At 46.5% G+C, this 25,821-nt stretch carries 24 protein-coding genes and 1 other annotated feature; of the genes, 2 read left to right on the forward strand and 22 right to left on the reverse strand.

Annotated elements, in window-relative coordinates:
- Positions 1–63: 63 nt before the first annotated feature.
- From E1963_RS17895 to E1963_RS17910, 5 genes are all read right to left on the reverse strand, one after another.
- Positions 64–3,189, reverse strand: a complete 3,126-nt coding sequence (locus E1963_RS17895) for a type 2 lanthipeptide synthetase LanM family protein (RefSeq protein WP_132281024.1) — start codon at positions 3,187–3,189, stop codon at positions 64–66.
- Positions 3,190–3,263: 74 nt separating this feature from the next.
- The gene (locus tag E1963_RS19855) at positions 3,264–3,416 is read right to left on the reverse strand and encodes a hypothetical protein (RefSeq protein WP_167482252.1); all 153 of its coding nucleotides are present in this window, start codon (positions 3,414–3,416) and stop codon (positions 3,264–3,266) included.
- A gap of 23 nt (positions 3,417–3,439) precedes the next feature.
- Entirely contained in the window at positions 3,440–4,744 is a 1,305-nt protein-coding gene (locus E1963_RS17900; protein WP_132281027.1) for a sensor histidine kinase, read from the reverse strand.
- A complete protein-coding gene (locus E1963_RS17905; RefSeq protein WP_132281030.1) occupies positions 4,741–5,466 on the reverse strand; it encodes a LytR/AlgR family response regulator transcription factor in 726 nt (241 codons plus the stop codon). The genes E1963_RS17900 and E1963_RS17905 overlap by 4 nt, the downstream gene beginning before the upstream one ends.
- A gap of 18 nt (positions 5,467–5,484) precedes the next feature.
- Positions 5,485–6,042, reverse strand: a complete 558-nt coding sequence (locus tag E1963_RS17910; protein ID WP_132281033.1) for a hypothetical protein — start codon at positions 6,040–6,042, stop codon at positions 5,485–5,487.
- A gap of 121 nt (positions 6,043–6,163) precedes the next feature.
- Between E1963_RS17910 and E1963_RS17915 the strand changes: the two genes are divergently transcribed.
- On the forward strand, positions 6,164–6,499 hold the full coding sequence (locus tag E1963_RS17915; RefSeq protein WP_132281036.1) for a helix-turn-helix domain-containing protein: 336 nt from the start codon (positions 6,164–6,166) through the stop codon (positions 6,497–6,499).
- A 116-nt stretch (positions 6,500–6,615) separates the two neighbouring features.
- Here E1963_RS17915 and E1963_RS17920 read toward each other — a convergent pair whose 3' ends face one another.
- The 15 genes from E1963_RS17920 to proS all read right to left on the reverse strand — a co-directional run bounded on the left by E1963_RS17920 (position 6,616) and on the right by proS (position 22,924).
- A complete protein-coding gene (locus E1963_RS17920; RefSeq protein ID WP_132281039.1) occupies positions 6,616–8,673 on the reverse strand; it encodes a glycoside hydrolase family 13 protein in 2,058 nt (685 codons plus the stop codon).
- 44 nt (positions 8,674–8,717) lie between these two features.
- The gene (gene ftsH / locus E1963_RS17925; RefSeq protein ID WP_132281042.1) at positions 8,718–10,565 is read right to left on the reverse strand and encodes an ATP-dependent zinc metalloprotease FtsH; all 1,848 of its coding nucleotides are present in this window, start codon (positions 10,563–10,565) and stop codon (positions 8,718–8,720) included.
- A gap of 16 nt (positions 10,566–10,581) precedes the next feature.
- Complete coding sequence (gene hpt / locus E1963_RS17930; protein ID WP_066571507.1) at positions 10,582–11,109, reverse strand: hypoxanthine phosphoribosyltransferase; 528 nt, start codon at positions 11,107–11,109, stop codon at positions 10,582–10,584.
- Entirely contained in the window at positions 11,093–12,463 is a 1,371-nt protein-coding gene (gene tilS / locus E1963_RS17935) for a tRNA lysidine(34) synthetase TilS (RefSeq protein ID WP_132281045.1), read from the reverse strand. Before tilS ends, hpt begins: the two co-directional genes overlap by 17 nt.
- A 71-nt stretch (positions 12,464–12,534) precedes the next feature.
- Complete coding sequence (locus E1963_RS17940) at positions 12,535–13,938, reverse strand: SpoIIE family protein phosphatase (RefSeq protein ID WP_132281048.1); 1,404 nt, start codon at positions 13,936–13,938, stop codon at positions 12,535–12,537.
- A gap of 220 nt (positions 13,939–14,158) precedes the next feature.
- A complete protein-coding gene (locus E1963_RS17945) occupies positions 14,159–14,482 on the reverse strand; it encodes an FtsB family cell division protein (protein ID WP_132281051.1) in 324 nt (107 codons plus the stop codon).
- 62 nt (positions 14,483–14,544) lie between these two features.
- Positions 14,545–14,898: a spore cortex biosynthesis protein YabQ gene (gene yabQ / locus E1963_RS17950; RefSeq protein WP_132281054.1), complete on the reverse strand. Its 354-nt coding sequence runs from the start codon at positions 14,896–14,898 to the stop codon at positions 14,545–14,547.
- A gap of 6 nt (positions 14,899–14,904) precedes the next feature.
- On the reverse strand, positions 14,905–15,189 hold the full coding sequence (gene yabP / locus E1963_RS17955) for a sporulation protein YabP (RefSeq protein ID WP_049730510.1): 285 nt from the start codon (positions 15,187–15,189) through the stop codon (positions 14,905–14,907).
- A 49-nt stretch (positions 15,190–15,238) separates the two neighbouring features.
- Positions 15,239–15,478: an RNA-binding S4 domain-containing protein gene (locus E1963_RS17960; protein ID WP_066571498.1), complete on the reverse strand. Its 240-nt coding sequence runs from the start codon at positions 15,476–15,478 to the stop codon at positions 15,239–15,241.
- Positions 15,479–15,605: 127 nt separating this feature from the next.
- Positions 15,606–15,914, reverse strand: coding sequence for an HU family DNA-binding protein (locus E1963_RS17965; RefSeq protein WP_227188315.1), 309 nt, complete (start codon positions 15,912–15,914; stop codon positions 15,606–15,608).
- A gap of 144 nt (positions 15,915–16,058) precedes the next feature.
- The gene (locus E1963_RS17970) at positions 16,059–17,795 is read right to left on the reverse strand and encodes a phospho-sugar mutase (protein ID WP_132281057.1); all 1,737 of its coding nucleotides are present in this window, start codon (positions 17,793–17,795) and stop codon (positions 16,059–16,061) included.
- Between the two features lie 49 nt (positions 17,796–17,844).
- A complete protein-coding gene (locus tag E1963_RS17975) occupies positions 17,845–18,936 on the reverse strand; it encodes a protein kinase family protein (protein WP_132281060.1) in 1,092 nt (363 codons plus the stop codon).
- 151 nt (positions 18,937–19,087) lie between these two features.
- Positions 19,088–20,413, reverse strand: coding sequence for a CCA tRNA nucleotidyltransferase (locus E1963_RS17980; RefSeq protein WP_167482253.1), 1,326 nt, complete (start codon positions 20,411–20,413; stop codon positions 19,088–19,090).
- 191 nt (positions 20,414–20,604) lie between these two features.
- A complete protein-coding gene (locus E1963_RS17985; RefSeq protein WP_117772154.1) occupies positions 20,605–21,372 on the reverse strand; it encodes a transposase in 768 nt (255 codons plus the stop codon).
- Between the two features lie 109 nt (positions 21,373–21,481).
- On the reverse strand, positions 21,482–22,924 hold the full coding sequence (gene proS, locus E1963_RS17990; protein WP_132281066.1) for a proline--tRNA ligase: 1,443 nt from the start codon (positions 22,922–22,924) through the stop codon (positions 21,482–21,484).
- Positions 22,925–23,015: 91 nt separating this feature from the next.
- Positions 23,016–23,229 (reverse strand) — a binding site (T-box leader).
- Between the two features lie 237 nt (positions 23,230–23,466).
- Between proS and E1963_RS17995 the strand changes: the two genes are divergently transcribed.
- Positions 23,467–24,378: a DDE-type integrase/transposase/recombinase gene (locus tag E1963_RS17995; RefSeq protein ID WP_243117797.1), complete on the forward strand. Its 912-nt coding sequence runs from the start codon at positions 23,467–23,469 to the stop codon at positions 24,376–24,378.
- A 42-nt stretch (positions 24,379–24,420) separates the two neighbouring features.
- On the opposite strand, the gene E1963_RS18000 is transcribed toward E1963_RS17995, so the two are convergent.
- On the reverse strand, positions 24,421–25,386 hold the full coding sequence (locus E1963_RS18000; RefSeq protein ID WP_132281072.1) for a calcium/sodium antiporter: 966 nt from the start codon (positions 25,384–25,386) through the stop codon (positions 24,421–24,423).
- A 314-nt stretch (positions 25,387–25,700) separates the two neighbouring features.
- Positions 25,701–25,821: helix-turn-helix domain-containing protein (locus E1963_RS18005; protein ID WP_132281075.1), on the reverse strand; the 121-nt coding region annotated here is incomplete at its 5' end.

A 25,821-nucleotide genomic window follows, 5' to 3' on the forward strand; every position in this document is an offset into this window, starting at 1 on the left:
TATAACACTATCCGGCAGGACAGAGACAGATGATTTTTTATAAGTATATCATTCTTGCAGATCCTATACTTCCAGGCAAAGAACATCCGCCAGCTCCTCATCATAGATACAGAGCAGGGCATAGCCTATTCCTGCGTAACCGCTCATCAGCCCGGGGTTATACCTTTCCTGTGGCAGAAGATGGGACAGACCTCCCTTCAGCTTTTCATATACATACTGTACATTTTTCCATTTATACCGCTCCGCCGTCTCGTTTTTAATATATTTGCAATACTCCTGGAGCATGAGAAGGTTCCCCATGGTTCCGTGGCAGAGGCACATGCCCTCTCTCACGCACTTTTCTACGAGCTTATCAGACGCCCGCTTCATATCCGGCTCCAGGATATCCTCAAGAACCCCTGCAGTGCTTTTTGACGCCATAATCCTGGACAGGAGGATTCCTCCCGCTCCATGGCACCACGCTACCGTATCCGCCTGCCGCCTGTCCACGCCTTCCTTAGCCCGGAAGTCCGTCCAGTTCTTCAAACTGGAGTCATAACAGGCATCTTCGTATAGAAAAGACTGCCTGGATGCATCCAGATACTCCTGTCTGCCGCTTGCCTCATAAAGGGCGGCAAACGCAGTCATAATCCCTGCATTCCCATGGGACATTCCGAGCAGCGCAGCTTCTGACAGCCCATTTTTCCAGCACAGCCCTTCGCCAGCCTCTATGGCAGCCTCCAGCAGACGGCAGGCGGCCTCTTCTGCAGCCGTAAGCCAGGTCCCTTCTTCCGTACATCGATATAGAAGGAGAAATGCATGAACCGCACCTGCCAGCCCATCGAGCAAATCGAAGTTCTTATCTTTCCGGACGCATCTTGCAACTATCTCCCCATGCCGTCTGGCATATTCAAGATACTCTTCCTTTCCGGCGGCCTTATAAAGATACAGATAGCCATACACGATCGATGATTCTCCATTGTAGATTCCTGTTGCCAGCTCGTCCGTCCCCGATGCCCGCATGCGATCTGTGTAGGCAAATAACTGGCGGTCCAGCTGCAGGGCCGCCCTGCCGTACTTCTCCTCACCTGTATACTTGAAGAGCAGATGAAAATATACTGCTATCCCCATTATCCCGCTGTAGAGATACATATCTGCCGGCTGAATCATCCAGCTCAGGCTGCCATCTGTAGTCACGCAGGCCATATACCACCCTTTGTCGTCATTGACAAAGTCCACTGCTCCCGCGAGGAGCCTCTTTCCGATACCTGCTGCCAGCTCCAGCAGCTTCTCCTTCCCGGCGGAGTCAAATTCCTCTACGCAGCTGCCGTACTCCTTGGCTTCTCCGTTCATAAGCTCATTTTCCACATGGCTTTGAAGCACAATCGTCATCTCAATAAGCTCAAGCTGGTTCGACATATCCGAATCATTTAGGCTGCCAATCTTTTCAAGCAGCATATCATAGGAAGTGCTAGGAAAATATCCTTCCAGCCGATTTCCGTCTGCATGATACAGATTCTTCTCTGATGATATAAAATAAAAGAAGGGGATATCATGCTTAAGCAGGTCTCTTACCTCCCACTCCACAATTCGCCTGTCCCGGTCACTTTCTATATCCCTTCCATACCACATCGTATACAGATATATCTGGCGCCTCGCGCCGTCCGTCATCAAAGCCGGATGGTAGGAGCTGTTCTGGCACATGACATAACGCTGCGTATCCGCGAGCAGATACCTGCTTTCCACATGCTGCAGCGGCTGCGTCCACTCAGCCAGCTCCTTCTTGTTATGGGCTGCCCACGCATAAGCCGCCCGGAAACCGGCGGTGATATAGACGAGATACCGTTCAGGTCCTGACGGCATTCCTTGAAGCACCGGCGTATTATCATCAGAGCCAAGAACCGGATGCACATATTGGATCTGCATGTCAGACGTCCTGCCATTGACAACCCGCGGCACCTTAAACGGCATCCTGCTTCCACCCTTTCCCCCGATACCGCTCACATTGACATTCCCCCCGTCCTGCATCCATTTGCAGCTTGGGAGCACGCCGGAGTACAGCACAGAGGTATGTAGGAACATCTGTACCTTTTCAATGATATCGGACGGCTCAAACGCCTCAGGCGCGCTCATAATGTTCTCCAGATCAACAAGTACGGGATACTCGCCATGGGCAATAATATTTTCGCTGTGGATATCATTAGTGCCGAGCAGGTAAAATGCAAAAATACACACGCCCATCCTTCGATAGTATCGCTCCATCTCCTCCTGGCAGGTGCACTCCTTCCGTTCTACACATTCGCTGAATCCCCATCCGGCGCCTTCTACACGCTTCATCCGGTACATATCGACTCCGCATTTTTCCCCGAGAGACTGCAGGAGTTCCTGGAACACCTTTTCATTTTCCAGGCTGTGGGGTTTATATATGACGGTCATCCCATTGTCTAAGCTGATTTTCAGGACACTCTTCCCACCCCTGTGAGAGTCGGCTATGTCTCCCTCTATGCCCGTAATATGTGTAAATGTCTTCCCTGCGCAAATACGTTCCGTGACCTCATCCGCCACCTCCCGGAGACGGTTAACAGCCTCGGCATACAATTCTGCCGACATTGCGACCGCTTCTCCCACGCTTCTGTCCAGTACCGGGTACTTGCCGCATAGTCTGCCTCTCCACTCCTCGTCTATCACTTTGCCTGCAAAGTATTCATATTCTTCCGAAGCATCCTTCCCCTCAAGCTCTCCCTCTGATTTGCTCCGCCGCAGCTCATGGATCAAAGTACGGATACAGATCTTCTGCAGCCTGGCAAGCAGCGAAAGCAAATATTGTTCATACACTCCCGGGCTGCATATATCGCTGCAGGCGATAAGCTCCTTCAGTTTTGTAACTCCTGCCGCCAGATATGGCATATAGAACTGCATGAAGTTCTCATCCTCATATTTTGCAGAAAATAACACCGTCTCCTCTGGCAGCTCATCCTTAGCAATGCCAGAGTCTGCAATAACCCTCGCATAGTTTCCTGATACATCCTCATAATCCTGCCCGGACAAATAGGTTCGTATCTGCGGGATGTTGGCATATAACTCCTGAAAAAATGCCTCCCCCATTGTTCTTTTCCAGAACCTCAGCTCCTCTATGTTAATCTTAGATTCGGTACATTCCATATCCCGGAAGCTCCGCTCCCACAGATAAGTTTCTCTTTTATCTCTCATAAGCACCTCTTGTATATTAATTGTACATTTCTTAATTTAAGAAAAGGTAAGAGCATTAAGCTCTTACCCTCTTCCTAACTACAGCAAATCAAAGTAAAAAAAGATGTGCATCCTATTGACCATGTAGAATATGGTACGCCAATTTCTTCGTCAACAAGCCTCTGTACTTCTTCAAACTCATGAAGTAAGTCACCAGATAATTCAATGTTTCTGTCTTCAATATGCATTTTTCATCCTCCTTCTAAAAAATCTATAATCCATTCTCAAAGAATGTAATTACCACTGAAAATATATCCTCTGTATGATTATATGCCACCTCTCCTTCATACTTTTCTACCAATGCCTTTACAGACTGCAGCCCAAGTCCATGTATCGATTTGTTTTCTTTTCCAGTTATATACTTTCCATCCTTAACCAAAATTTGTTTTTCTACACTATTTTCAATCTTTATTATAGATAGTTGTTTTTTTCTTTTAATTGTTATTTGTATCCACTTGTCTTTTTCCTCTATTTTCTCACAAGCTTCAATAGCGTTATCAAGAAGATTAAATAATATAATACCCAAATCATTTTCATCCACATATTCATATGGAGTTGTTTCGATATCCGTTGAAAATGTAATATTTTTACGATTTGCCTCGTACCCTTTTATATTAAGCACTAAGTTTAGTATCTGCGAACCGCAATAAGTATAATTACTTAATTCGTCCATTGGTGCAACAATATCTTTGAGATACTGTTTGGCTTTAGCATAGTCCTCACATTCAAGATAATTTTCTAAAAGTATCATATGATTTTTAAAATCATGATAAATATAACGGCTATTCTCATATAAATTAGAGAAATTATCGTAATTTTTCTCTAACAACTCATTTTTTATTTGTATCATTTGTGATTGAGTTTTTAAATAAATACTTTTTAATTCAATAGCCATTAACGCTATGAGTATAACCAAGCATGTAATCACAAATAAACTGTCACCTAAATTATTAGTTGTACTACGGTCAAATAAAGTAGTTAAAAACCACCAGCCCCAAATACAGCTTATAGTTCCAAAACCAAATAAAATCCCCTTGTAATCCTCTACCTCAAATTTAAATTTTTTAGTATAGAGCAAAAGCAAATAACAAATTAAGCATAAAAGAACTCTAGATATAGCATAAATACAAATTCTTTCTGCACTTACCGCAAAATAAACTTTATCCCAAAAGTTGTGGCCAAGAACACTTATTGCGCACAAAGATAATACTAAATCTAATAGTGTAGCAAGTAATAGAGTATCAAAAATGAATACAAAGCTTAACAACGCTTTTTTCCTTCTACGTACGAACATCGCTAACCATATAATAATAATTTCTGCCCCTAAAACAAGTACAGAAAAGAATGCTGTCATTTTATTCCAGCATATAAGCAAAGCTATCAGGCATGTACACACCACAAAATAACTTTGATGCCTCCCCACGACTTCCCCATGGTAGATCAGCTTATCACAGGCCCAGAAGCAAACGCCGATCTCTGCCAGCGCCAGAAAGAACTGCAGCATTTCCACAATCATATATGCTCTCCCCAATACTGGTTGATCCGCTGTTTAACGGACTTGACGTTAGCTCTGCTTATCTCCATAACATCGCCGTTGTCCATATGTACTTCATTCCTGATGATCTTGTCTATGCGCTCTATGTTTACAATACTGCCCCGTTCTATCTGTATGAAGGAAGAACCTTCCAGCTCCTTAAGGACTTTTTCCAGAGTTGTCCTTTTCTTGTGGACGCCGTTGTCTGTGACGATGACCGTATTCTTTCCTTCTTTGTACATGCGGATTATCTTCGGATGGTCTATCTTTTCATACCTGATATTATTGTGTATAACGAGAAACTGGTCTGTCTTGTTCTTCAGGTTATTCTGAATCTTCTCAAGAACATACGGCAGCGTCGTCTTCATCTTGCTTTTCAGTATATACTGGTATGCCTGAATGCTCAAGTCATAACTGTATATGGCAAATTCGGGATGTGACGTAAGGAATACGATATACGCATTCTCTTGAATCTTCCTAATATATTTAGCCAGTTCTATGCCGTTCACTCCCGGCATCTCGACATCCAGCAGATACAGGTCGTACTGTCTGTTTTCTTCCAGTACATATCTCAGCATTATAGGCTTCGTAAAACACTTTACGTTGTCAGACTGTTCCTGATTTTTGCCCACTTTATCCAATACGATCGTGTGCACCAGTTCCACGATTTGAGGATTGTCATCCACAATAGCTACTCTTATCATATTGCTTCTCTCTAACCCTTATCTTTTTATCGTAAAATAGCGGTTCCGGCGCATATCCCAAAACAGGGAACGGCCGTCCCGTATGGTAAGACGGTACTTGTCCTTAGGCACAACATTCTTATTGACGTCCAGCATTTTGCCGCTGTAGTAATAATACATCCCGTCTTTTCCATCATTTACCTTCTCTATTATATCATCTATTACTTCATGAATCGACATTGAATGTATATGAGGATTCCATCTGCCTATCATGCTCCTGACCTGGCTCTTATTGGCCTTTATGACGGGGCAGTCATCGTACAGCCTGATGAGCAGCTCCTCTTTATTCATATCCAGCACTTTTATGACACGGTCAAATAAACGCCTGTTATCTTCATAGTCGTTTCCCTGTTCCAGATACACCTGCATATGCGCCAGCGACTGCCGCACATATCGTTTGTCACCGCTGACCAGATATTTTTCATAGAGCCAGCCGATACTGTCTATGAGCACTTCGCCTGTCTCAAGCCCTTCCTTCTCCAGATTCATTACGGCCAGCCGGATAGTTTCTGCGTACTCATTCGTGTGTTTAATCATTCACTCCGTCCCCGTCTTATACCTCTGTTTTCTTGCATATTAGTAAATATATGTGCATATTAGTTATTTCATATTTTTACAAAATATTGTTACACTAATCCCAAAAGCGAAAGGAGCCATCATGGAAGAAAAAATCGGATTAAGAGTAAAGCAGGCCAGATTAGATGCCGGGCTTACTCAGGAAGAACTTGCCGAAAAAGCAAACTTGTCTTCCAGTTTTATCAGCCGTCTGGAAAATGGAAAGATTCTTCCCAGTGTCATGAAGCTTCATATGCTGGCCGATATATTAGATGTCGGGCTGGAAGATCTGCTCCGCGACTTTTTTCGTCAATCAGGCGGGCCTTCGGATGCGCTTACAGAACAGATCTTGTATCAAGTAGATATGATGACTGTTCCTGAAAAACAATATCTATTGGCATACGTCGAATTATTTCGCAACTTTATAGGAAAAAGATAGCATGTTTAGGGAAGGATTTGTAGAACTGTCTTTAAATAGCATAGTTTTGTCCTCAAACAGGAGAATATAGAGTGAACAAAAAACAGGCACATATGCCTGTTTTTTGTTCGTGTATTCTATTCCCCCTGTCTTTCTTCCACGATCGTCTCAAGCACAAGGGCGGAATGTGCCCCCATGTTGACGACGAGCTCACCGTCAACAACAAGATACTCTTCATATTCTGTGGTATGACCTTTGGTGTATGAGTAGATGAGCCTTCTCATCCGGCATTTGGCTGGTACTTCTGCCCTCCAGACCGGCACGTTCACTTCCGTAAGTTCACTTCTGTTATTGATGATTACTATAATCTGCTCTTCCCGGAGGAAGCGGCCGTATGCCAGGACATTCTCTGCCCATGACAGCATGCTCAGCGATCCCGTCCGCAGTGCTTTGTGCTCTTTGTGTATACGTATCACTTCCTTATGGAAAGACAGCATCTCCTTATCTTCATTACCCCACGGATACGTACGCCTGTTGTCAGGGTCTGTGAATCCGCAGACTCCGGCTTCATCCCCGTAGTATATGGTCGGTGCCCCGGTCCAGGTCATCTGGATCACGACCGCCTCACGCATGACAGCCGTATTGACATATGCCTCCGCTGCCTGCGGACCCAGCTTCTCTACTCGGCCAACCATGTGGTTCGTCCTTGTCAGGAACCGGGAATGGTCGTGGTTGGACAGCTCGTTCATAGCCACCTGAAGAGACGGCGTAAGCATATTGGACATGTGGTGTGATATAGAGCCGACAAAGTTGTCCGCATTTCCCGACAGCTCTTCCCGTGCTTCGTCACTGTGCTTTTCCATCCCGGTCAGGAACCATGTGACCGGCTCCATAAATGCGTCATAGTTCATGACCGTATCCCACTCGTCACCTCTGAGCCATTCGCTTGGATCGCCATAGTGCTCCGCAAGTATAAGGGCGTCAGGATTGGCATCTTTCACCGCCGTCCGGAACTTCTTCCAGAACTGATGGTTGTATTCATTGCTCCGCCCCAGATCCGCCGCCACGTCCAGACGCCAGCCGTCTACATTGTACGGAGGCGATACCCACTTGCGTCCGATATATAAAATGTAATTTTCCAGTTTTACAGAATCTTCATAGTTCAGCTTCGGCAGGGTATCGTGTCCCCACCATCCATCGTAATTATGATTGTACGGCCAGTTATCCGGCTCCTCTTTGTAGAACCTGAAGTAGCTCCTGTACGGGCTGTCCGGAGATACGTACGCCCCCTTGGCGTAATCATCCTGGGCTTCATATATCCTTTCCCTGTCCATCCATTTATTGAATGAACCGCAATGGTTGAACACCCCGTCCAGTATAATCTTCATTCCCCGCCTGTGAAGTTCTTCCACCAGCCGTATGAAAAGCTGGTTGCTGGCTTCCAGGTTCCTGCGGTCGGTCGTGCGCTTCTGGTACTTGCTCGCCTTAGAGTTATCGGTCACGCCTTCGGGCAGGACCTCTCCTCCATCTTCCAATATCACCCCGTAGTGAGGGTCGATATAATCATAATCCTGAATATCATATTTATGGTTCGACGGCGATACGAACAGCGGGTTGAAGTACAGCACCTCGACTCCGAGCTCCTGCAGATAATCCAGCTTATCCATGACCCCTTTCAGGTCTCCGCCATAAAATTCCCGTACCCCCATCGTATCAGGGTACTTGTTCCAGTCCGTGACCTTGCGGCTGTAGCCTCCGATATAGAAATATTCATTTGACTCTACGTCATTGGACTTATCTCCATTATAGAAGCGGTCGGTGTATATCTGATACATCACGGCTCCCTTGGCCCAATCCGGTGTAGAAAATCCCGGTGCTATAACAAAATCATAAAATTCAACAACCTCTTTTGACACACCACATCTGTTGTAAAAGCAGACTTCTTCACCAGAGCGGATTTCAAAGCAATAGTGGAAACGCTCCTCATTCAGCCGCCAGCTGATAGTGTAATAGTCGAACCCGCCCCTGGTATCCTCTAGCTCCATTTCGTAACCACCGACTCTGGTTACGAGGCGGACACTGTCCACATCATCTTTGGCTGTCCGGAACCGGAGCGTCACCCTCTCATTCTCCGCCGGTTCGGGCGGACTGACATAGCTCGCGGTTCCATCACAAAACAAAGCTTGTTCCTTCATGCAACTCAATTCCTCTCTATATTATATAACATATATTTTTTCCTTTATGCTTCAGATACCTCTCCTGTGAATAATGACTCGAATTCATCCCTTGATATTTTTTCTTTTTCCAACAGCAGTTCTGCACATGAATGCAGCACATCATCGTATTTCTTGATGATGCTTCTTGCCCTTGTGTAGCACTCGTCTATAATGCGCTTTACTTCCTGGTCGATTATCGTGGCAACACTCTCTCCGTATCCTCTGGAGGCATGGGCCAGGTCACGGCCGATAAATACTTCATCGCTGTCATCATCGTAATTGACAAGGCCGACCGTCTCGGACATGCCGAACTTCGTCACCATGGATTTCGCCAGGCTCGTGGCCTGTTTGATGTCCTGTGACGCTCCTGTCGTTATATCGTCAAGGACCTCTTCCTCCGCAACCCGGCCGCCAAGCGCGACCGTGATGTCCTGGAGCATCTTTCCTCTTGTATTGAACATCTCGTCATTTTCAGGGAGGGGCATCGTATACCCGCCTGCTCCTCCGGTCGGTATGATCGATACGCTGTATACCGGCCCCACGTCGGGCAGAACATGGAACAGTATCGCATGGCCGGCTTCGTGGAACGCCGTAATCCGTTTTTCTTTTTCGGATATGATACGGCTTTTCTTTTCCGCACCGATACCTACTTTGACAAATGCTTTTCTAATATCTTCTTGTTTCAGATAGATGCGGTTTTCTTTTGCCGCGATGATTGCCGACTCATTCAGGAGGTTTTCGAGATCTGCACCGGTAAATCCCGCCGTAGTCTGGGCAATCTGCTTTAAATCTACTTCTTCGCTGAGCGGCTTGCCTTTTGCGTGCACTTTCAATATGTCTTCCCGGCCTTTGACGTCCGGCCGTCCTACCATGACCTTCCTGTCAAAACGGCCCGGCCGCAATATAGCAGGATCCAGTATGTCGACACGGTTGGTCGCAGCCATTACGATGATGCCCTCGTTCACGCCGAATCCGTCCATCTCTACAAGCAGCTGGTTCAGCGTCTGCTCCCTCTCGTCATGTCCGCCGCCCATGCCGGTACCCCGCCGTCTGGCTACCGCGTCGATCTCGTCGATAAAGATGATGCAGGGGGCATTTTTCTTGGCCTCCTCAAACAAGTCGCGGACGCGGGATGCGCCGACGCCTACAAACATCTCTACGAAGTCAGACCCTGATATGGTGAAGAACGGCACGCCCGCCTCTCCGGCCACCGCTTTTGCGAGCAGCGTCTTGCCTGTTCCCGGAGGGCCTACGAGGAGCACACCTTTCGGGATACGTGCCCCGACTTGGATATATTTTTTGGGGGACTTGAGGAAGTCCACGATCTCCTCAAGCTCTTCTTTTTCTTCTTGAAGCCCCGCAACCTGAGCAAATGTTATCTTCTTATCTGTATCCGTGCTCAGCCTTGCACGGCTCTTCCCAAAGCTCATAGCCTTCGCATTGGCCCCGCCGCCCTGGCGGTTCATCAGGAAGAATATAATAAATATGCCTCCGAACATGAGCAGCATAGGTACGATCGTAGTTGTCAGCCAGCTGTCCTGCGGCACGTCCGGCATCTCATAGTCAATCCCTTTCTCCTTCAGGTAGCTCTGGATCTCGTTGACATCCGACACATAGTAATATCTTACCTCGCTGTCAGAGCTCTTCTTGTCTTTCAGCTCTATCTCTACCCGGCCCGTAGGAACGTTTTTATTCTGTGACACGACTACAGATTCTACGTTGTCTTTCACGATTACCTTCTGGAATTCCTTCCAGGTCAATTCTTTTTCTTTCTGGTCGAACTGGTTGGTGAACCATAGCGCCGCAAATAAGAACACGACAAAAATAAGCAAGGTTACACCGCTCAGCCCTCTTCCTTTTTTCTCGTTCAATGTTTAAAGCCCCTTTCTACTCCACACCTTCCACTACTCCGATGTATGGTAGATTTCTATATTTTTGAGCATAATCCAGCCCATATCCCACTACGAATTCGTCCGGAATCTCAAAGCCCACATAATCTACCGTGACGTCTCTTACACGTCTCTCCGGCTTATCCAGCAGTGTACACAGCTTCATGCTGTTTGGATGTCTCTTGGCAAGTATGTCCAGAAGATAGTACAGAGTCCTTCCTGAATCGATGATATCCTCGACGACGAGCACATCCTTGCCTTCCAGCGCCTCATCCAGGTCTTTTGCTATCTTGACGACACCGCTTGACGCCGTACCGTCACCATAGCTGCTGACACTCATAAAGTCCATGGATACAGGGACGGAGATCTTTTTTGCCAATTCGCACATAAAGAACACTCCGCCCTTCAGCACACAGATGAGGTGCACCTGTCTCCCCGCATAATCTTCACTGATTTTTCTGCCTAATTCCTCGATCCTCTTTGCAACTTCTTCCTCCGACAACAATACTTTAACAGTCTCTGCCATCCTTTTCTCCTCCGTCCACTTCTATTTCCAGAATTCTTTTCGTATGTCCGGTGACCTGATATCTCTGATTCTGCCTGCCGCCCACCACCCACATGATATGGTGCCCGTCGGCCACGAGCCATATACGGTCCCGTTCCTCCCGCGGTATCTTTTCATTGATGAAATACTGTTTCAGCTTCTGGGTCCTGCCGTCTCTGTCGATAGTAAGATAATCTCCCGGCTCCCGGTGCCTCATTTGAACAGTATTCTTTATTATATCATAATCAAACCATTTCGTGTAGGGGGATTTGGGAAATGTTCTCATCTCCGGCGTCCTCTCTATCACGCGGCTCGTTATGTGCACAGTTTCCGTTTCTTCCTTCCCTCCGGCCTTTTGCTCCTCCTTCGCAAACCTGATGCCTTCGTAGCACCGTCCTGCGGTTACGCCGTAAGGAAGGGAGATCCGTCTCCCGACCTGCTTATCCATAAGTTCTCTGACAAGCCTTACATGGACGGCTTCTATATCCTTGCTTTTCCCCGCGGACTGGCACAGTATGCTGTGCACGACGTAAGGTCTGAGCGCCTCCGGCACCTGCCGGTATGCTTCTTTCTGAAGCAGTATGGCTCCTGCCCCGTCCGTGCATATGCACGCTTCCTTATATTTGCCTGCCTCGGATTCCACATATTCTCCCAATAGGCGTATCTGCCTCATCGTCTCTGCCATATGGTCGGATGACTGCACATTGATCTCCGACTCCAGGTAGGGGACAACGTGGTTGCGGATCTTATTGCGGGCGTATCCATCCTCCAGATTTGTTTCATCCGTACAATATGATATTCCCCGATCTTCAAGATATGATTCCACTTCTTTCCTTTTCAGGCATAAAAGTGGGTGTATCCACACTCCTTCTGCCGGAGGGATTCCCCCGATCCCTTTCAGACCTGTCCCCCTGCACAGGTTGAGCAGCAGCGTCTCTACATTATCATTCTGGTGATGCGCAAGCGCTATCTTCGTACCGCCCTTCTGCTTCAGCACTTTCAGGAATGCTGCACGGCGCACTTCCCTGCCCGCTTCTTCCTCCGTGAGCTTATGCTGCACGGCATATGCTTTCACGTCTTCATGGAATATCACTAGCTCGATTCCCTGTTCCCGGCATATCTTCTCGACATATCCGGCATCTCTGTCTGCGCTGTCACCGCGGAGGCCGTGGTGGACATGGACCGCCGTGACGGTAAATCCCATTTCTCTTTTCAGCTCCAGCAGCACGAAAAGAAGGCATATGGAATCTGCTCCTCCCGATATGCCTGCTATTACGATATCTGACTGCTGCAGCATATGATGCTCCGCCGCATACTCTCTGACACGCTGATACATGTTTATCCACCAGTTCTTATATTTTTCTTATCTTAAATATATAGAAGTTCTCCCTAAAATGCAAGTTTTCCTCACAGTTTCCACATTCCGACCGCCAGCACGGTCATATCATCTATCGGAACTTCCCCGGTCCATTCCAGCACCTGGCCCAGGATATGGTGGGCAAGCTCCTTCGGGTTGACAATATTAGATCCCTGGATAAAGGTGCTCATGAGGACGTCCTGCTCGCCTACAGGAAGGGCATCCATCACACCGTCCGTGACCATGATTACGAAATCGCCTGATTCCAGCTCTTTTTCTACAGATTCTATCTCTATGTCCTGTATGACGCCGATGGGCAGCGTCGTGGAGCTGATGCGTTCCACGCCTTCTTTCCTTTTGATAAATGTAGTGGACGCGCCTGCCTTTACGAATTCGCATTTTCCGCTGTATAAGTCAAACAGGCTTACGTCAATCGTGGAAAAGCGTACTTCTTCCCTGCCGATGACAAGAGCCGTGTTCATCATCTGGATTGCCGTCTTGACCGGAAAGCCGGCCTCCAGAAGCTCTTCCAGCATCTCTACGACCATCGTGCTCTCGCGCAGGGCGTCCTCTCCGGAACCCATGCCGTCCGACAATGCCACGCCTTTCTTTCCGCCCGGCAGGTCAGTCATGAGGAAGGTATCTCCTGATATCTTCTCACAGCCTTTCCCTATCTTGGCAACTCCCTGCAGCGTATGGTATCTGGCACCTTCTACACAGGCGATGGTGCAGTATTCTTCCCCGATGATGGGCCGTTCTCCCTGCTCCAGCATCATGACTCGTCCCACACATCGTCCAATCTCCGTGGCAAGCTCTTTTGTCGCGATACAGTGCCCCTTAGATGCTTTGACGGTCACATGGATCTCATACTTTCCTTCTGACGTCACAAAGAATACCGAAGAGAGCATACGCACTCCGATCTTTTTCAGATGGTTCTTCAGCTTTTTCTCCAGATGCTCGTCCTCAAATATGCCGGCATCCAGCTCTCTTGTCGTATACTGTATCATCTTTGCGAAGCTGTTGAGCTGGATCGCATAGCCTTCCCGGTTCTGCACGATCCTGTTGTTCCAGAGCAGTATCTGTTTGGCGTTTTCAAACACTTCCAGCGTCTCCCGCAGGAACCGGGGCGCCGAAATACATTTCTTCTGCAGCTTCCTCTTGATCTCTACATTCAGCTCCGCCCCGTACTCTTCTACCGTGCATAGTATCTCATAAAGCATCTGGTAGGTATGTACTCTGTTCTCGCCGAGGCACCATTCCTTTTTCTCGCAGTTTTCGCACACTTTATCTGTTATCTTTACGAACATGTCTTCAATCTCTTCTTTAGAGAACGTACCTTTGTAGTCTTCCAGCGTAAGGAATGTCCGGGACAGGTGCATGAGCGAATCTGCGAACTTGTCCATCTGTATGACATAAGGGTTCAGGAAAGTCCCCTTTTCTTTTACTTCAGCCATTATAGCTCCCCCATTTAATTTATTCTCGCGAAGGCAGTGGGCTAAGTGGACATGCCTGCATGTCCATTTGGCAACTGCCCGTGTAGTCAAATACCCCGCAGCTTGCTGCGCTGCAAATTTGATGTCCCGCTGCTTGCAGCGGGGTCTTTGACTGAACATAAAAAAGCTTTAGGAATACTATTTCCTAAAGCTTCATCATCTGTGTTTTATACCATCTAATCTATTTTGCCTTGAATATGATCTCACCTTCGTGGACGAGGCCAAGCTTTTCTCTTGCCACGTCTTCTACATATTCATCCGTACCTACGTAATCTTCCAGCTCGTCTATCTTGGACGCCCGGCTCTTCTCTTCTTTTATCTGCTTCTTAAGCTCTGTCTCCTGCACCACATAGGATTTCTCCTTCGCGCGGAGCGTTATCCCGTTGACGGACACCATAACGAGCAGCAGCAATATGACTGAACTGACAGCCAGCACACTTCTTTTGTGGCGCTGGACACGCTTTTTCTGCCGTCTCCTGCGACTCTTTTGTTTAATTCCATTCATTGTTATACTCACCCTTTTTTCCGGCAGAAAGCCAGAATATTCACCCGTTAATCATAATAATATTATCTTTTTTTACCCGATTTATCAATAGTTTTGGACGAATTCTTTTTGGAGCGGGCGTACATTTTTTTGTGTAATTTTTCAGCCTGTCGGATTAAAAAAGCAGCCAAAACAGCTCCAAGCACAACACCTAGTATAAAATACCATCGGATGCTACCATCACTTGTATGGTAAATTTGCACAAACAAATACAGCGCCGAACCCATCCAGAATAAGAAATCTTCAGCCCCTATCGCGGCAAGGCTGTGCCTTACAATCTCTCTGAAGCTGCTGATGCACTTGTATACAAGGCGCACAATCGCACCAGACAATACGGCCAGTACAAATACGATAAATTCTTCCCTGATCCCCGGCATACGCAGCTACCTGAACAGTTTGGAAAACAGATTCTCCCCTTGCTTTCCTCCCGCATGGACTTCTGAATACGCGATGCTGTCGATATTGCCTGACAGGTCCACCTCGCCCTTCTCAAGGCTCAGCCGGTTCACATGAAGGTCCGTCCCTTTTACCATCATCATGCCCTGCTCCGTCTCCAGTAGAATCTCGTTCAAATCAAAAGATAATACGTCGATAACGCCTGTCACCAGGCTGGTTTTTCTATTATTAACTACCAGCTTATGTCCTTTTTGTACTGGTCTCTCTTCCATGTGCATCACAACCTTTCTTCATAATCATATGACAGGTTGTTCTTCTTTATTACAAATATCTGAACAGGTCCTTTGCCTCTTCTTTCTTCGTCGTTTCCTGGATATCCAGCACTTCTACCTTCACTGCCTTTGTACCGAACTGGATCTCGATGATATCTCCCGGCTTGACCTTTACCGATGCTTTGGCAGCGCTTCCGTTTACTGCCACGCGTCCTGCGTCACAGGCCTCGTTTGCGACGGTCCTCCGCTTGATCAGCCTCGAGACTTTCAAAAATTTGTCTAAACGCATACGTATATCCTCCTGTATGTGATTTTTCGGAGAGGGGACAGGCCCCTTTTGAAAGGGGCCTGTCCCCTCTCCGAAACTAAAAAAGTAGAGAGCAGGATGCTCTCTACTTGATAACCGCTTTTAATCCTTATGCATTAACAGCGTCTTTTAATGCTTTACCAGCTTTGAATTTAGGAGCCTTGCATGCAGCAATCTTCATCGTCTTGCCTGTCTGTGGGTTTCTGCCCTCTCTTGCTGCTCTTTCGCTTACTTCAAATGTACCAAATCCTACTAACTGAATTTTCTCACCTTTTTTAAGTTCAGCTGTAACTACATCAACAAAAGCTTTTAAGGCTTTTTCTGAATCTTTCTTTGATAATTCTGCCTGCTCAGCGATAGCTGCTACTAATTCTGTTTTGTTCATGGATAATTTCCTCCTCTTGTTTAGATATAGAATCCCTTACTAAAATTCTACTGTTTTTGAAAAACGGCGCACGCCTTCTTCCATGCGGCGTTGCCCTTAGTTACTGTTATACCTTCTTTCCCTATGTTTGTCAAGGGAATTTCGCAGTTTTTGCCGTATTTCCAAGGGTTTTACCGATTACAACATCGTATTTATCATCGACAAAACTTCCTCGCCGAGCACACGTGATTTTTCATCTGCATCTTCCAGAGATGACCCTTTTATGCCATAGTAAAATTTGACCTTCGGTTCTGTACCTGACGGCCTCACGCAGAGCCATGCGTCCTCTGTCAGATCGTAGTACAGAACATTGGAGGACGGCAGTCCGGTAGGTGTCACCTCTCCCGTGGATATATCCTTGATGATATCTGCCTGGTAGTCTCTTGCCTTCAGGACTCTGTATCCGCCTACTTCCATCGGAGGGTTCTTCCGCAGTGTCTCCAGTATCTCCTGAATCTTCTGTAGCCCTTCGATTCCCTTCAGCGTGATGGACTGAATCGAATCTTTGTAGTATCCGTACCTCTCATACATGTCCACCATCGCATCCCAGAGCGTCATGCCCTTGGTCTTGTAGTATGCAGCAGCCTCACACAGCGCCATTGTGGCAACGATTGCATCCTTGTCCCTGGCATGTGCGCCGATCAGGCAGCCGTAGCTTTCCTCGAACCCGAACAGGTACTGCCCTTTTCCTGTCGTCTCGAATCCAAGTATCTGCTGGCCGATATATTTAAATCCGGTCAGGACTTCTATCAGCCCCACACCGTAGCCTTTTGCAATCGCATCGGCCATATTGGACGTTACTATCGTCTTGATAAGGTATCCGTCTTCCGGAAGCTTTCCTTCTGCTGCCTTGCGCTGGCCAAGCTCGTAGTCTGCAAGGAGGCAGCCTGACATATTGCCTGTAAGCACCTTGTACTCGCCTGACCGTGCATCTTTTACATAGACTCCGAGACGGTCCGCATCCGGATCCGTGGCAAGTACAAGGTCTGCGTCCACTTCGCGGGCCAGCTTGAGCCCAAGAGCAAATGCCTCTTCCGCCTCTGGATTCGGGTAGGAGACCGTAGGGAATTCTCCGTCCGGCAGTTCCTGTTCCTTGACTATATAGACATTTTTGAAGCCAAGCTCTTTTAATATCCTTCTTGCGGGTATATTTCCCGTTCCGTGAAGAGGGCTGTACACAATTTTCAGCTCGCTTCCCATCTCATCTATCGCGTCCTGGTGGATGACCTGCTTCTTAAGCTCTGCGATGTATCCGTCATCCACTGCCGTTCCTATGACCTCGTACTTTCCGGCCGCCTTGGCGTCTGCAAGGCCCATCGTCTTGACCGTATTGTAGTCGGTGACCGCCTCAACCTCGTCCATGATTCCTTTGTCATGAGGCGGCGTAATCTGAGCACCGTCTTCCCAGTATACTTTATATCCGTTATATTCCGGCGGATTGTGGCTGGCCGTGATATTGATGCCGGCGATACAGCCGAGGGTCCGAACGGCGTAAGACAATTCAGGTGTCGGACGGAGCGATTCAAAGACGTATGCCTTGATGCCGTTAGCGGCAAGGCAGAGAGCGGCCTCATCCGCAAATTCCGGGGACATGCGTCTGGAATCGTACGCGACCGCAACCCCTCTGTCCTGTCCGTTCTGTTTCATGATATAATTTGCAAGTCCCTGTGTCGCCTTCCTGACCGTGTAGATATTCAGGCGGTTCGTTCCTGCTCCGATGATTCCTCTGAGACCTGCAGTTCCGAACTCCAGGTCTTTATAGAAACGCTCTTTGATCTCGTTGTCATCCCCCTCAATTCCCCTCAATTCAGCTTTCGTGCCCTCATCAAAATATGGATTTTCCAACCACTCCTTGTACTTTTCAAGATATCCCATACATAAGTACCTCCTGTCTCTTATATGCTTCATATTATACAACAGGATTCTATAAATGGAAAGAAAATATATTCTCCAAAAAACGCTTCTTTTCCTCTGTCTGCCTTATAGCAACGTTTAACTTCTCTATGCTTTTCACGGATATCCATGCTTTGTTCGAGTGATAGTAGGAATCCGCGATTTTCCAGAACTTTTCCGGATATATGAGCCGGTTTTTGATATACTCTGTCTCTCCGGAGGATAATGGGCGTATGGCGGAATAGGCGTTCAGCATATTGTCGCCGAGCCGTTCTTTCCAGCCGTGCTTTTCCATGACTTTTCTGAGAAAATAATATAGATCCTCTACCTGGATATCTATTTTGAATTTGTCAAAATTTGTCGTAGTAATCCGGAGCGGCTCCCTGTTCGTGTGTCCTCCGTGCCCTTTATAGTCAGGCCCTCTGGTTCCACTTTTGCCGGAAGCTCCTCCCTGGGCTGTCTCGCCATGCACATAAGTGCCTGAAAGTATAAGTATATTATGATAATTATACTCGCCATGTGTCATGCATCCCCGTTCCATGCTGTCCTGGTACAGCGCATCATAGTCGGAGTGCTCCAGCTCTTCCAGCGCAAGGTCTGCCCACTGGTACATCTGGTCAAAATATTTCAAAAATGTAAATTCAAATTCGCCCTTTGGGGAAAGGCTTCTCATGAATCTCCGGACCTTCTTCAATTCGCGGTTATGCCGGTTATACTCTTCTCCAAGGTGTGTACCTGCCGGCGCCCCCTGTTCCAGTCCATGGGACATAACGGTGTGGAGCTTAGCAAGATTGCCGGATGCTGCCAGCAGCTCTGCCGGCTTGCGTATGTCACACTCGCGCCCCTGATACCACTGCTTCAATATATATTTACTACCGTCCTCCGCCGTGCTGACGTATTCTCCGTTCTTGTTCGGAAGGATCTCGTCGGTCCATTCATAACCCTGCCCCTTCAGATAGCCATACAGATTGCAAAGCGCAGGAATACGTTTCTCAGAAGTCGCCACCTCCCTAAGCAGCAGAAGCCCCTGCCGTGTGTCGCATAAAATAGCACCCCTTGTCTTACGGGTGCCGGTGACATCTATATTATATTGGTCTAATACATTTAGCTCATATTCTTGCATAACATTCCCCTGCACTTTATATAACATATTCTTTCTAACGTATGATAAAGAACAACGGAATATGCAAGAGGGACAGGGTAAAATGAATTGGGGACGGAGGTTTTTTAGATTTCCTCCGTCCCCAATTCATTTTACCCTGTCCCTTTTTCGCCTAATCCTGTCCCAGACGACTCAGCAGCTCTTCTTTTGTGTTTAGCTCTGGTTCTTCTATTACTAGCGCAAGCAGTTCGCTTAATTTATCCCCTATCTCTTTTCCTGGCTTCATTCCTGCTTCTATCAGATCTTTCCCTGTTACCGCGAGTTCTTTCAATGACACGCATTGCCCGGCCTCTTTTATTTCTCTATACAAAGCTTCTATCTCGTTCAGGTTTTTCATCTTTTCTTCTCGGAGATACATGCTCTGAGCCAGTACATCCGCCTTCCTCACCTCCATATAATATGGAAACAACTCTTCACTGATGACATTCATCGCCCGGCGCACGTTCCTGGCTTTGGCAGGCATCCGGTAATCGTGATAGTATACGAGTTTAGTCACCTTATGCAGCGTATCATTGTCAAACTTTAGCCTTCTTAACACATTTCTGGCAATATTCTCGCTTCCTGCTGCATGTTTTTTAAAATGTGCCACCCCATTGGCATCCACTGTTTTAAAGCCGGGCTTTCCTGTGTCATGCAAGAGCATGGTAAGCCTCAATATCTTATCCGGCCTGGCGTTCTTCATTGCATGGAGGGTATGCACTCCTACATTGTACATATGGTGAGGCGTCTCCTGTTCTGTCTCCATCATGCGGTCAAACTCCGGAAGGAACACCTTTGTAATTCCGAGTTCATAGGCCGTGCTCAACAGTTGTGGCCGTTCTGATGTCACAGTTTTGACAAGCTCTGTCTGTATCCGTTCCGCACTAATGTTATGCAATGAATGGGCAAGCCGGCGCATCCCTTTTTTCGTCTCATTTTCTATATCAAATCCAAGCTGTGCGGCAAAACGGATGCCTCTCAGTATCCGCAGGGCATCTTCAGAAAATCTTTCTGCCGCATCACCCACACAGCGTATCAGATGCCGCTCCAGATCTTCCATGCCTCCGAATATATCTATCAGGCCATCTTTTTTATTATATGCCATGGCATTGATAGTAAAGTCTCTCCGCAGCAGATCCTCTTTCAGGCTGCGTGTAAATGTAACTTCCCTGGGATGCCGGCTGTCCTCATACTCTCCATCAATTCTGTAAGTCGTAACCTCAAATCCTTCATGGTCTATTAATACGGTAATGGTTCCATGTTCTATGCCCGTATCGAATGTCCGGGGAAATAATTTCTTAGTCTCCTCCGGCATGGCAGATGTAGTGATGTCCCAGTCTTCCGGCACCCTTCCGAGAATCGAGTCCCTGACACAGCCTCCCACCGCATACGCTTCAAACCCGTGTTCCTGCAGCGTTGTTATAATATCATCAACCTTAGAAGGCAGTTCAATATTCAAATCAGACAATACAATAACCTCCCCTATAATCAACATAATAATATCATACTCTTTCTGCATCACCTTCTGCAACACAAATTTGTCCGTTTCTAATCAGAAAACACCCGTTGGGGACGGAGGTTTTTTAGATTTCCTCCGTCCCCAATTTGTTTTACCCTGTCCCAAATTTGAATAGCCATGTCCCTTTTTCTTTATCCGGTTCCTTTTATCTCTTTTCTAAGATAGGCCTGAATCTCGTCCGCATCCTTTTTAGATATTCCAAGGGATTTCATAAGTACCTCCCCAAATAACCTGCGTGTGTCTATGTATTCTAATATTTCCTCTTCCGGGACCCCCAGCTGCCACTGCATATCAAAAAGTACTTCCCTGGCTATTCTTAGATTATTCCACTGCGTATCTTCTGAAACATCTTCAAACACATCTCTATTGTCCATTTTATGAAAAGCCAGAAATGCCTTTTTGGTCTGAAATCTTTTTTCCTTTGCAGCAAATGCTTTTTCACACAGAATGTCATCTTTCCCATAATAGTACTCATAGAAACTGCAATACTTATACTTTAGCAATTTATTCAAATCTCTGTCGTTCAAGGGGTTTAGATGTATATATCTCAGACAGTTCCAAAAATATTCCTCTTCTTCTATGCACTGGCTCCTGAATCTGTCCTGGAAAACATATCCTATACGGTTATTCTTGAAATTATAATACTGGGCATATGCGGCTAAGACTTTAGCCATAAATGATGAAAGTTCCTGAATCTCTGTTTTGACTAGTAGATGAATGTGATTTGGCATAATGCAGTATGCATATACTGCCACTTCAAACTGGGATAGATTATCCCTTAGCAAATTTATAAACCTGCTTTTCTCTCTGTTTTCTTCAAATATTGCGCTGCGGTTTAGGCCCCGCGCCATTATGTGATACAAACCCGTTACACTTTCTTGTCTAGGTTTTCTCGGCATAATGTTACCTCCCTTCCCTATTATGGGGACAGGGTAAAATCAATCGAGGGCATGACTATTTTAATTTGGGACGTAGATTTTTTAAAAAACCTCCGTCCCAAAGTTAAAATTAATATGATTTTCCCCAGTATGCCATGTGTTTTGCGGGTTTTCCACACCAGATGCATTTATCGGATATCATTTCTTCATCCTCGATTAAGCAGCGTGTTGCGGCACCGCCTGTTGCGTATTTCACTTCGCCTTCGCACTCTGGGTCTCCACACCAGCACGCTTTGACGAATCCACGGTTAGCTTTAAACTTTTCAACCATTTCATCCATGGCAACAGCTGAATCGATGTGGCTGTTCAGGAAGTCAACTGCTCTGTTGTACATGTCTTCCTGTATCGTCTCTAAGATGCCACGCAGCTTTGTTGCGATTTCGTCCAGCGAAACGATAATCTTTTCACGGTTATCACGCCGTACTACGACGACCTGATTATTTTCTATATCCTTGGGTCCTATTTCAATTCTCGTAGGTATACCAAGCATTTCCTGTTCGGAGAATTTCCAGCCCGGGCTCTTATCGGATTCATCGATTTTCACTCTGTATCCGGCTTTTTTCAGCTCGTCGAAAAGTGCATGAGCTCTGTCAAGCACGCCTTCTTTGTGCTGTGCGATTGGAATGATTCTACATTCTACAGGTGCAACGTGTGGTGGAAGGACGAGCCCGCTGTCATCTCCATGGACCATGATGATGGCGCCGATACTTCTTGTTGACCATCCCCATGATGTCTCATATGCGCTGTGCAGCTGGTTATTCTTATCTACATACTTGATATCAAATGCGTCAGGGAAGCCGCTTCCGAAGAAATGGCTCGTCGCTGACTGGAGTGCTTTTCCGTCATGCATAAGCGCTTCAATCGTATAAGTGTCCTGTGCTCCTGCAAACTTTTCATGTTCTGCTTTTCTTCCTGATACAAAAGGAATTGCAAGCGTCTCTTTATAGCAGTCTTCATATACATGGAACATCTGGATCGTACGCTCTTCAGCCTCTTCATAAGTTGCATGCAGCGTATGCCCTTCCTGCCATAAAAACTCTCTGGACCTAAGGAAAGGTCTTGTAGTCTTCTCCCATCGAAGCACAGAATTCCACTGGTTCCAAACTTTCGGAAGGTCTCTGTATGACTGAACGGTCTTGGACCATAAATCGCAGAATAATGTTTCAGATGTCGGGCGGATACAGAGCCTTTCCTGAAGCCGCTCCATGCCTCCGTGTGTAACCCAGGCGACTTCAGGCGCAAAACCTTCTACATGGTCAGCCTCTTTTTCCAGAAGGTTCTCCGGAATCAACGTTGGAAGGTATACATTTTCTACACCCGTCTCTTTAAAACGTCTGTCTAAGTCTGCCTGAATCAGCTCCCAGATAGCATATCCGTTCGGCAGGTAGTTAAGGCATCCCTTTACGCTTGAATAGTCGCAAAGCTCGGCCTCTCGAACGACATCTGTGTACCATTGTGCAAAATCCTCATCACGTGGTGTGATATTCTCTACTAACTTCTTCTCGTTTGCCATGTTTCTCTTCTCCTTTTTTCCGCAGAGCCCTTGCCCCACTTAATTAATTTTCGCCGGGAAACAAAAAACGCCGGGCCTTTCGCTCCCCTGAAAAAGGGACCGAAAAGCTCGGCGGTACCACCCTAGTTAACTGCGACCCTTTCGCAGCTCTCTCTAATCACCATTAACGCTGATGATACGCTGTGCTTTCGCACAGTGGCTCCAAGGTAGGTTCATCACATTTCAAAACAAGAGCCTTTCAGCACCGGGGACTCTCTCTCTGTGGAATATCCTCTGTAACTACTATTCCTTCTCACAGCCAATTCTGCCTTGTGCAACAATCATTGCCGGCAAATATTTAGTTAAACGTAATTGTACTTTAGCACAGCACATTTGTCAAGCAAAATTTAATACAGCAAAATATATTACTGTGTAGGATTACAATACATGTGTTACAACTGAATAATTAAAATGCAGGGTTCTCTCCTTTGTGTTATATTTTAGTCACCACAACCACAACATAAACAAAGGAGTTCCCTGCTATGGCTAGTATAACACAAGATATGAGATACCGTCTATCCCTGATCCGCTACGCTGAGAAGTATGGCGTCACCAAGGCGGCTGTCAAATACAAGACCAACCGGCAGTATGTCTACCGCTGGAAACGCCGCTTTGACGGCTCCATGGATTCCCTCCGTGACCGCTCCAGACGGCCTCACCATCACCCCAACCAGCATACCCCACAGGAGGTTAAGCTTATCTCGGATATGCGCCGCCGTAACCCTGATGCCGGACTGGTCGTCTTCTGGGTCAAGCTCAGGCAGCGCGGCTATTCCCGCTCCATCACCGGACTCTACCGCTTCCTCAAAAAACAGGGCATCATGGCCGTACATCCACCCAATCCAAAGTACATCCCTAAGCCCTATGAGCGAATGGAGTATCCCGGGCAGCATATTCAGGTGGATGTGAAATTCGTCCCTTTCGCCTGCCTCAAAAACAGCAGGGTCATTGGGAAGCAGTTCTTCCAGTACACTGCCATTGACGAGTATTCCAGATGGCGCTTCGTGGAAGCCTTTGAGGAACACAGCACCTATTCTTCCGCGCAGTTTGTGGAACACCTCGTAAAAGCGTTCCCCATCTCCATCGAGTGCATCCAGACGGATAATGGGTCGGAATTCACCAACCGCTTTACTTCTCACCGGGACAAGCCGACCCTCTTCCAAAAGCACTTGGAAGCACACGGGATAAAGCACAAAGTCATCCGTCCCTTTACCCCTCGTCACAACGGGAAGGTAGAGCGCAGCCATCGGAAAAATAATGAACGTTTTTATGCGACCCATCTGTTCTATTCCTTTGAGGACTTTGCTGCGCAGCTGAAGGTGTATAACCGTAGGGACTATAATAATTTCCCCATGCGCCCTCTAGGCTGGAAAACACCGAATGAGGTCTTAAAGGATTATTTACGGTCAGTGTAACAAATGTTTGACAAACCTACAAATTTAATACAGCAAAATATATTACCTCAGTAAAACGTATATGAAAAATGCGAGGTACGCCAGCAGGAACAGCGCTCCTTCCGTCTTTTTAATTTCATGTTTGCTGATTGCAGCTATATATACGATTATGCTGGCCGCCACGAGTATGAGGGTATCATACACGGCCGTAACATCGAGCTTAATAGGCGTTATTACAGAAGATACGCCCAATATCAGCAGGATATTAAATATATTTGAGCCGACAACATTGCCCACTGCCAGGTCATTTTCCCCTTTTCCGGCCGCCACCATAGATGTCACCAGCTCTGGAAGCGAAGTGCCTAAAGCGACGATGCTAAGGCCTATAAATGTCTGGCTCAATCCGAAGTCCACGGCTATGCTGGTCGCGCTGTCTACTACGAGGTCTCCCCCCCATATGATACCGGCAAGGCCGATTACAATATAAATTCCACTTTTTAGCGGGCCCATCATCTTATAGTCTTCCTCGTCTGCAGTAATTTCATCCCTGGACTTTAGCGCAGACCGCACGGTAGCAAAAAGGAATACCACAAAAAGGGCTAGTAATAAAATACCGCTCCACCTTCCCAGAACAAAAACCTGGTCCTCTTTCCAGACTTTGGCAATCGAAAAATCCGAGTTCAAAAGCAGCAATATTAATGTAATAAATATTGAAAAAGGCAATTCTTTTCTCAGAAGAGACCATTTTGCACGCACCGGCTGTACAAGTGCACAGCACCCGAGGACAACAAGGAGATTGAAAATATTAGAACCGAGTACATTGCTCACCGCAAGGTCATTGTTTCCTTTTATGGCGGCAGTAGCGCTGACAGATAATTCCGGCATGCTTGTCCCGAAGGCAACTACCGTCAAGCCGATAATGATAGTTGGTATCTTTAAAATCTTCGCCACGCTGGAACTCCCATCCACGAACAGGTCTGCACCTTTTATCAATAATAAAAAGCCTAATATCAGCATTAAATATTCCATGTAATTATCCTCTTTTGCTCAATCTATTTGCATATTTTTACGCGCTATGTTTAAATGATAAGAGCCTAATCACGCAAAGTCAAGGAGATTTCTTTATGAAAATAAATCGTTTAGATATATTATTTCTTATAAATTTTATATAAGATTTTGAATTATCCCCATAAACACTACATTTATAAGCAATTTCAAAATTGAAAAACATTCATTTTACCACGAATTTACCACGATTGAAGAGCCTTGATATGACAATATAAACCACAAGGGAGATAGCACATGAAATGAAACTGTGTATCTCCCTTTTTCATACCACTTGACTACTTCTCTCTGACTTCAAACCTTAAAATGGCTTTCATCATTTCTGTATGAATTTGACCTTTTAATTCTTCATCAACCTGCATATTTACAGTACCATTTGCATGATAGTATGGACGTAAG

It is taken from the genome of Extibacter muris, assembly GCF_004345005.1.
GTDB classification, from domain to species: Bacteria; Bacillota; Clostridia; order Lachnospirales; family Lachnospiraceae; genus Extibacter; species Extibacter muris.